At 70.0% G+C, this 6,614-nt stretch carries 7 protein-coding genes; all 7 read right to left on the bottom strand.

Going from position 1 to position 6,614, the window contains the following annotated elements:
* Positions 1–65: 65 nt before the first annotated feature.
* Entirely contained in the window at positions 66–530 is a 465-nt protein-coding gene (locus tag ACOJTB_RS08400; protein WP_420102075.1) for a cytochrome c-type biogenesis protein, read from the bottom strand.
* A gap of 5 nt (positions 531–535) precedes the next feature.
* A complete protein-coding gene (locus ACOJTB_RS08395) occupies positions 536–2,512 on the bottom strand; it encodes a heme lyase CcmF/NrfE family subunit (protein WP_420102074.1) in 1,977 nt (658 codons plus the stop codon).
* 7 nt (positions 2,513–2,519) lie between these two features.
* Entirely contained in the window at positions 2,520–2,984 is a 465-nt protein-coding gene (ccmE, locus tag ACOJTB_RS08390; RefSeq protein WP_420102076.1) for a cytochrome c maturation protein CcmE, read from the bottom strand.
* Positions 2,985–3,025: 41 nt separating this feature from the next.
* Positions 3,026–4,126 (bottom strand): c-type cytochrome biogenesis protein CcmI, encoded by a 1,101-nt coding sequence (gene ccmI / locus ACOJTB_RS08385; RefSeq protein ID WP_420102073.1) that lies wholly within the window; start codon positions 4,124–4,126, stop codon positions 3,026–3,028.
* Between the two features lie 66 nt (positions 4,127–4,192).
* Complete coding sequence (locus ACOJTB_RS08380; protein WP_420102072.1) at positions 4,193–5,575, bottom strand: ATP-binding protein; 1,383 nt, start codon at positions 5,573–5,575, stop codon at positions 4,193–4,195.
* Between the two features lie 9 nt (positions 5,576–5,584).
* The gene (locus tag ACOJTB_RS08375; protein ID WP_076435995.1) at positions 5,585–6,253 is read right to left on the bottom strand and encodes a response regulator transcription factor; all 669 of its coding nucleotides are present in this window, start codon (positions 6,251–6,253) and stop codon (positions 5,585–5,587) included.
* Positions 6,254–6,289: 36 nt separating this feature from the next.
* Positions 6,290–6,604, bottom strand: coding sequence for a PepSY domain-containing protein (locus tag ACOJTB_RS08370; RefSeq protein WP_420102071.1), 315 nt, complete (start codon positions 6,602–6,604; stop codon positions 6,290–6,292).
* Positions 6,605–6,614: the final 10 nt, after the last annotated feature.

Raw genomic sequence — 6,614 nt, 5'->3', positions numbered from 1 at the left:
ATGGGCCCCGGTGCCTTACCCGGCTTTGGCCTGAAGGTGACGGTTTCGTAAGGTGACCACGGCGGTCAGGGGCGGTCCTCGCCGAGCAACGCCTCCAAGCGGCGCCGCTCCTCGTCGGTCAATGCGGCAGCCGCGGCGGGCCCGGGCAGGCTGCGGCCGCGGCGCCAGACGAAGAGTGCTCCCGCGGCCAGGATAAGGAAGGGCGCTCCCCACAGGATCGCCGTATGCGCATTGAAGGGCGGCTTCAGCAGGACGAAATCGCCGTAGCGCTGGACCACGAAGTCGGTCACCGCGCGGTCGCTGTCTCCGGCGACCAGCCGCTCCCGCACGAGCACGCGCAGGTCGCGCGCCAGCGGCGCGTTGGAATCGTCGATCGACTGGTTCTGGCAGACGAGGCAGCGCAGCCCGCTCGAGATCTCCCGCGCGCGCTTCTCCAGCGCAGGGTCCTTCAGCACCTCGTCCGGCTGCACCGCATGAACGGGCGCGGACAGGGCCAGGGCGAAGGCGAGGATGGCGGCGATCCGGCGCATCGCCGCTACTCCGCCGGTGCCGGCGCGGCCATGGCGGCAGCGCGGCGCGGCGCGGCGAGGCGGAAGCGGCGGTCGGTGAGCGAGAGCGCGCCGCCGAAGGCCATGACGAGGGAGCCGATCCAGATCAGCAGGATCATCGGCTTGTCGTAGAGGCGGACGGCCAGCCCGTCGCCCTGCGCCTCGCCGAGGCTGACATAGGCCTGGCTCAGCCACTGCGTGCGGATGCCGGCCTCCGTCGTCGGCATCGCGCGGGCGGTGTAGACCCGCTTCGAGGCTTCCAGCGGGGCCAGTTCCCGGCCGTCGGCGAAGAGCTGGAAGCGGGCGACGTCGGCGCGGAAGTTCGGGCCGTTCCGCGGGCTGATCGATTCGAGCACGATCGTGTAGCGCCCCGCGGTAAGCTTCTCGCCCGGCTTCAGCGTGCCGATGGCCTCGCTGCTCCAGGCGGAGGCGGCGATGCCGATGATGCTGAGGCCGACGCCGGCATGGGCGAAGGCCGTGCCCCAGGCCGAGCGCGGCAGGCCCTTGGCCCGCGCGACCATCGCGGGCCAGCCGCTGGCACGGGTAACGATCCGTTCCGCGAGGTCGAAGCCGGCGCCCAGCACCAGGAAGAGGCCGAGCCCAACGGCCAGCGGCGCCAGGACCGGCCCGCCGCGGGTGAAGGCGATCAGCGCCAGCGCCGCCAGCAGGGCCAGCCCGAAGGCCGCCGCGTTGCGCTGGGCCGCGCCCAGGAAGTCACCGCGCTTCCAGGCCAGGGACTGGCCGATCGGCAGGATCAGCAGGAGCGGCACCATGATCGGCACGAAGGTCGCGTCGAAGAAGGGGGCGCCGACGGAGATCTTGTCGCCGGTCACCATTTCCAGCGCCAGCGGATAGAGCGTGCCGATGAAGACGGTCGCGCAGGCGGTCGCCAGGAAGACGTTGTTGACGACGAGCGCGCTCTCCCGCGAGACGGGCGCGAACAATCCGCCTTGCCGCAGGAGCGGCGCGCGCCAGGCGAACAGGGCGAGCGAGCCGCCGACGAACGCCATCAGGATCAGCAGGATGAAGAGCCCGCGCGCCGGGTCGCTGGCGAAGGAATGGACCGAAGTCAGCACACCGGAGCGGACGATGATGGTGCCGAGCAGCGAGAGCGAGAAGGTCAGGATCGCGAGCAGGATCGTCCAGACCTTGAGAGCGTCCCGCTTCTCCATGACGACGATGGAGTGCAGCAGCGCCGTCCCCGCCAGCCAGGGCATGAAGGAGGCGTTCTCGACAGGGTCCCAGAACCACCAGCCGCCCCAGCCGAGCTCGTAATAGGCCCAGTAGGAGCCCATCGCGATGCCGAGGGTCAGGAAGATCCAGGCGAGCAACGTCCAGGGGCGCACCGCGCGCGCCCACATGGCGTCGATGCGGCCGTCGATCAGCGCAGCGACCGCGAAGGCGTAGGTCATCGAGAACCCGACATAGCCGACATAGAGCAGCGGCGGATGGATGGCGAGGCCGAGGTCCTGCAGGATCGGGTTGAGGTCCTGCCCCTCCGCCGGCGCCGGAGACAGGCGCTGGAACGGGTTCGAGGTCAGCAGCGTGAAGGCGAGGAAGGCGGTCGCGATCAGCCCTTGCGTCGCGAGGGCGCCGGCCCGCAGGCGCGGCGGCAGGGAGTTGCGCGAAAGAGCGACGAGCGCGCCGAACAGCGTCAGGATCAGCACCCAGAGGAGCAGCGAGCCCTCATGGTTCCCCCAGACGGAGGTCAGCTTGTAGATCAGCGGCTGGGCCGAATGGGAATTGGCATAGACGTTCGCGACGGAAAAATCGGAGCGGGCGTAGGAGGCCACCAGCGCCGCGAACGCCAGCGCCACCAGCGCGAAGCTGACCAGGGCCGCGCTCGCGCCAACGGAGGCCAGCGCACGGTCGTGCCGCGACAGGCCCCAGAGCGGCACCAGCGCCTGGATGATGGAGACGCCGAGCGCGAGCGCGAGGGCGTAATGGCCGATCTCGACGATCATCGCGCGCTCACGGCTTGGCCGCCGCGGGTGCCGCGCCGGCTTCGCCCTGCCAGTGGCCCTGCTTCTTCAAGGTGTCGGCCACTTCGCGCGGCATGTATTTCTCGTCATGCTTGGCGAGCACCGAATCCGCCTTGAAGCGGCCGCCGCCCTGGAAGACGCCCTCGGTCACGACGCCCTGCCCTTCCCTGAACAGGTCCGGCAGCAGGCCGCTATAGCTGACCTGGACGACGCTCTTGCCGTCGGTGATGGCGAAGGCCACCTGCTGGCCCGGGCCGCGCTTGACGGAGCCTTCCTCCACCAGCCCGCCGAGCCGCAGCCTCGCGCCCGGCTGGACGCCCTTCTCGGCGATCTCCGTCGGCCCGTAGAAGAAGACGATGGTGTCGCGCATGGCGAAGAGCACCAGGCCGAGCGCGAGCGCGAGCACGGCTCCGGCTGCTGCGATCAGCATGAGCCGGCGCTGCTTGCGCGTCATGCGCCGCTTGGCGGGCGCTCCGCCTGCCGGCTGCGCCATCGTCATGGGCTTGCCTCCTTCAAGGCCAATTCATCGGCCAGCGCGTCGAGCGCCGCAAGGGCCGATGCATCCTGACCGAGGCGCTCGCGCGCCTTTGCGGCCGCCGCACGGGCTTCCTCCTTCTGACCCAGCACGGTCCTTGCGCGGATCAGCCGGGTCCATTCCTCCAGAGAGCCGCCGCCGGCTTCCAAGCGGCTCGCCAGCCCCTCAACCATGCCGCGGATCGCCGCGTCGCGCTGCTCGGCCGGCAGAGAGGCGATCGCGTCGCGCGCCGGGGCGCCCTCGAGGCTGTCGATCTTGGCCTGCACCATCCCCGCCCAGTCCGCGCCCGCCGGCGCGCTGGCGAGCAGCTGCTTCAGGGCGGCGACGGCGCCGCTGCGGTCGCCGTCCTGCTCCCGGGCCACGGCGAGATAGAAGGCGGAGCGGGCGTTGCCGGGCTCCTGCTTCAGGGCTTCCGAGAAGGCCTCGCGGGCCGCAGCGGTCACGACGCCCGATGCCGCCAGCGTGCGCGCCTCGCCGAGGCCTGCCCAAGTCTCCGCATCGGCCTTGCCGGAGCGGGCGGCGGCGGCATAGGCCCGCTCGGCCTCCTCATAGCGGCCCTGCCGCAGATAGATCGGGGCGATCAGCGACCAGCCCTTGGCGTCCCCAGGATTGGCGGCCAGATGCGCCTCCATCCGGGCGAAGACGACCGCGAAATCCTGGCGGAGGCCGGCCTTGGCGACGCGCGCGGCGAGCGGCTGGTCGGGCGCCGTCGGGGAGCCGTAGACGCCGTAGACCAGCAGCGCCAGCAGCGGTACCACGGACAGCATCAGCGCCGAACTCGCACGGCGGCGACGCAGCGAGGGCTCGGTCTCCCCCGCAGGGGCGGCCTGGCCGGCGGTGGCCCGCAGCAGGCGCCGGGCCGCCTCGGCCCGCGCCGCCTCCGCCTCCGCAGGACCGATCAAGGCCCGCGCGAGGTCACGGTCGATCTCGGCGACCTGCGAGCGGTAAAGGCTCGCCGCGTCGGCCTTGTCGGCGAAGGCCGCCTTTCCGCCATGGCTCAACGGCCAGAGCAGGGCGAAGATCGCCCCTCCCGTCATCGCCGCAAAGATCGCCCAGATCATCATCCCGCGTTCTTAGCGAATTGCTCGAGCGGGTTCATGGCGACATTCGGTCACGCGGGGAATCCCTTAGACCGAGGGCAGGATCAGGCGGGCCCTGAGGCCGCCGAGCGGGGCGCGGTGCAGCGTCACCTCCCCGCCATAGAGCTTGGCGAGATCGACCACGATCGACAGGCCGAGGCCGGAACCAGGGGTGGTCTCGTCGAGCCGCCGGCCGCGCTTCAGCACCTCGGCCATGGCGCCTTCGGGCAGGCCGGGCCCGTCGTCGTCGATCAGGATGGCCATCGGCTCGCCCGCCCCGCCGGTTCCGTCTTCCAGGGACACCCGCACCTTAGCCGCCGCCCATTTGAACGCATTGTCGAGGAGATTGCCCAGCATCTCCTCCAGATCCTGCTTCTCCCCGCGGAAACGGAGCGTCTCCGGCAGGTCGTGGGAGCCGTCGATGCCCTTGTCGCGGGTGATCTTCATGAAGGTGCGCAGCAGGGCCTCGAGCGACGTCACCACCTCCGTCGTCCCGCCCAGCGCACCGGACAAGGCGGCCGCCCGGGCCCGGTCGAGGTAATACTGCACCTGGTCGCGCATGATCGCGGCCTGGGTGCCGACCGTGCGGGCGAGATGGCTGCCGGGTTTCTCGGCCTCGGCCTCGTTCAGCATCACGCTCAGCGGCGTCTTCAAGGCATGGGCCAAATTACCGACCTGCGTGCGGGCGCGCTCGAGAATCTCGTGATTGGCGTCGATCAGCTGGTTGAGCTCTCCGGCGAGCGGTGCGAGGTCGGGCGGATATTCGCCGGCGATGCGCGGGGCGTCGCCCGTCCTTACCGCGCCGACCGCGGCGCGCAGCCGCACGAGCGGACGCAACCCGAAGCGCACCTGCATCAGCGTCGACGAGACGAGGATCAACCCGAGCAGGACGAAGGTCATCGTCAGGGCGAAGCGGAAATCCTGGATGTCGCCTTCGATCTCGTCGGCCGGCGCCGCCACGGCGACGGTGAAGCGGCCGTCCTCGCCGACATCGATCTCGCGTTCCAAGACCCGCAACATCCGGTCGTCGGGCCCGGAAACGTAACTTTCGCGCAGGCCGCGATTGTTGGGGGCGATGCGCTGGTCGAGCAGCTTGGGAAGCTGCCCCCCCACCAGCGAGCGCGAGGCGCGCAGGTTGGGCTTGTCGCCATCGAGACGAATGATCTGCCAGTACCAGCCCGACAGCGGCAGGTCGAAGCGCGGTTCGCCGAGGTCGCCGATGGCCTGGCGCTCCGTCTCGGGGGGGGCCGCCAGATCGGCCACCAGTTCCTTGATGTAGACGGAGAGCCGCTCGTCGAAGCCGCGCTCGGCTGAGCGGCGGTAGAAGGTGGTGAGGCCGACTCCGGCGAGGACGAGGATCAGCACGCAGCTCAGCGCCGCCGACAGGAACAACCGCGTGCCGAGCGAATAGCGGCGCGTCCTGATCGGCATGGGCTGCGCTCAGCCCTTGTCGGGGGCGGCAGCGATATAACCGAGGCCGCGGACGGTCTCGATGACGTCCACGCCCAGCTTCTTGCGCAGGCGGCCGACGAAGACCTCGATCGTGTTGGAGTCTCTGTCGAAATCCTGGTCGTAGAGATGCTCCACCAGCTCGGTCCGCGACACCACGCGGCCCTGATGATGCATCAGATAAGATAGCAGCCGGTATTCGTGCGACGTCAGCTTCACCGGGTTGCCGTCGACGACGACGCGGCTCGCGCGTGTATCGAGCCGCACCGGGCCGCAGACGAGCTCAGAGGTGGCATGCCCAGCCGCGCGGCGCAGCAGCGCCCGGACGCGGGCCAGGAGTTCCTCGACATGGAAGGGCTTGACGACGTAGTCGTCCGCGCCGGCATCGAAGCCGCCGACCTTGTCGCTCCAGCGGTCCCGTGCGGTGAGAATCAGCACCGGCATCGTCTTGTCGGCGCGCCGCCAGGCTTGAAGAACCGCGACCCCATCGACCTTCGGCAGCCCCAGATCGAGGATGACGGCATCATAAGGCTCGGTCTCCCCGAGATAGAGCCCCTCCTCGCCGTCGAATGCCTTGTCGACGGCGTAACCGGCATTTTCCAGTGCCGTGACGATCTGGCGATTCAGGTCCTTGTCGTCCTCGACGACGAGCAGTCTCACGGTCTTCGCGCTCCCGTTCCAAGAATCGGTCCGCCGTCAGCGAACGGTGGCGACCTTGCCCGATTGTCCCTCGAGCGTCACCCGCGCGACCCGCCCGTCACGCTTCATCGTGGTGACGAGATAGACGTATTCCTCGCCCTGCCGACAGAGGCTGATGCGCAGCACCTCCCCCGGCGCCGCATGGCGTGCGTTGCGGGAGGCTTCGGCAGGCTGGATCACCTTGCCCTCCGCCACGGCATCGCGGATCTCCTGCGAGGAGAGGCAGGATACGGGGGCCGTGTCGTCGACGCGCAGAACCGGCGCCGGCTGCGATGCCAGCAAGGCAAAGGCAAGGAGAGGTTCGACCGGCATCATCGCGCTC

This window comes from Allobosea sp. (assembly GCF_048595345.1).
Lineage (GTDB): Bacteria > Pseudomonadota > Alphaproteobacteria > Rhizobiales > Beijerinckiaceae > Allobosea.
The sequence above is the reverse complement of the archived record's forward strand: the minus strand, read 5'-3'. Positions and strand labels throughout refer to the sequence as shown.

Bases quoted from the DNA above. Each gene is read 5' to 3' on its own strand.
- ACOJTB_RS08400 (WP_420102075.1), bottom strand. From the start codon at position 530: ATGCGCCGGATCGCCGCCATCCTCGCCTTCGCCCTGGCCCTGTCCGCG.
- ACOJTB_RS08395 (WP_420102074.1), bottom strand. From the start codon at position 2,512: ATGATCGTCGAGATCGGCCATTACGCCCTCGCGCTCGCGCTCGGCGTC.
- ccmE (WP_420102076.1), bottom strand. From the start codon at position 2,984: ATGACGCGCAAGCAGCGCCGGCTCATGCTGATCGCAGCAGCCGGAGCC.
- ccmI (WP_420102073.1), bottom strand. From the start codon at position 4,126: ATGATCTGGGCGATCTTTGCGGCGATGACGGGAGGGGCGATCTTCGCC.
- ACOJTB_RS08380 (WP_420102072.1), bottom strand. From the start codon at position 5,575: ATGCCGATCAGGACGCGCCGCTATTCGCTCGGCACGCGGTTGTTCCTG.
- ACOJTB_RS08370 (WP_420102071.1), bottom strand. From the start codon at position 6,604: ATGCCGGTCGAACCTCTCCTTGCCTTTGCCTTGCTGGCATCGCAGCCG.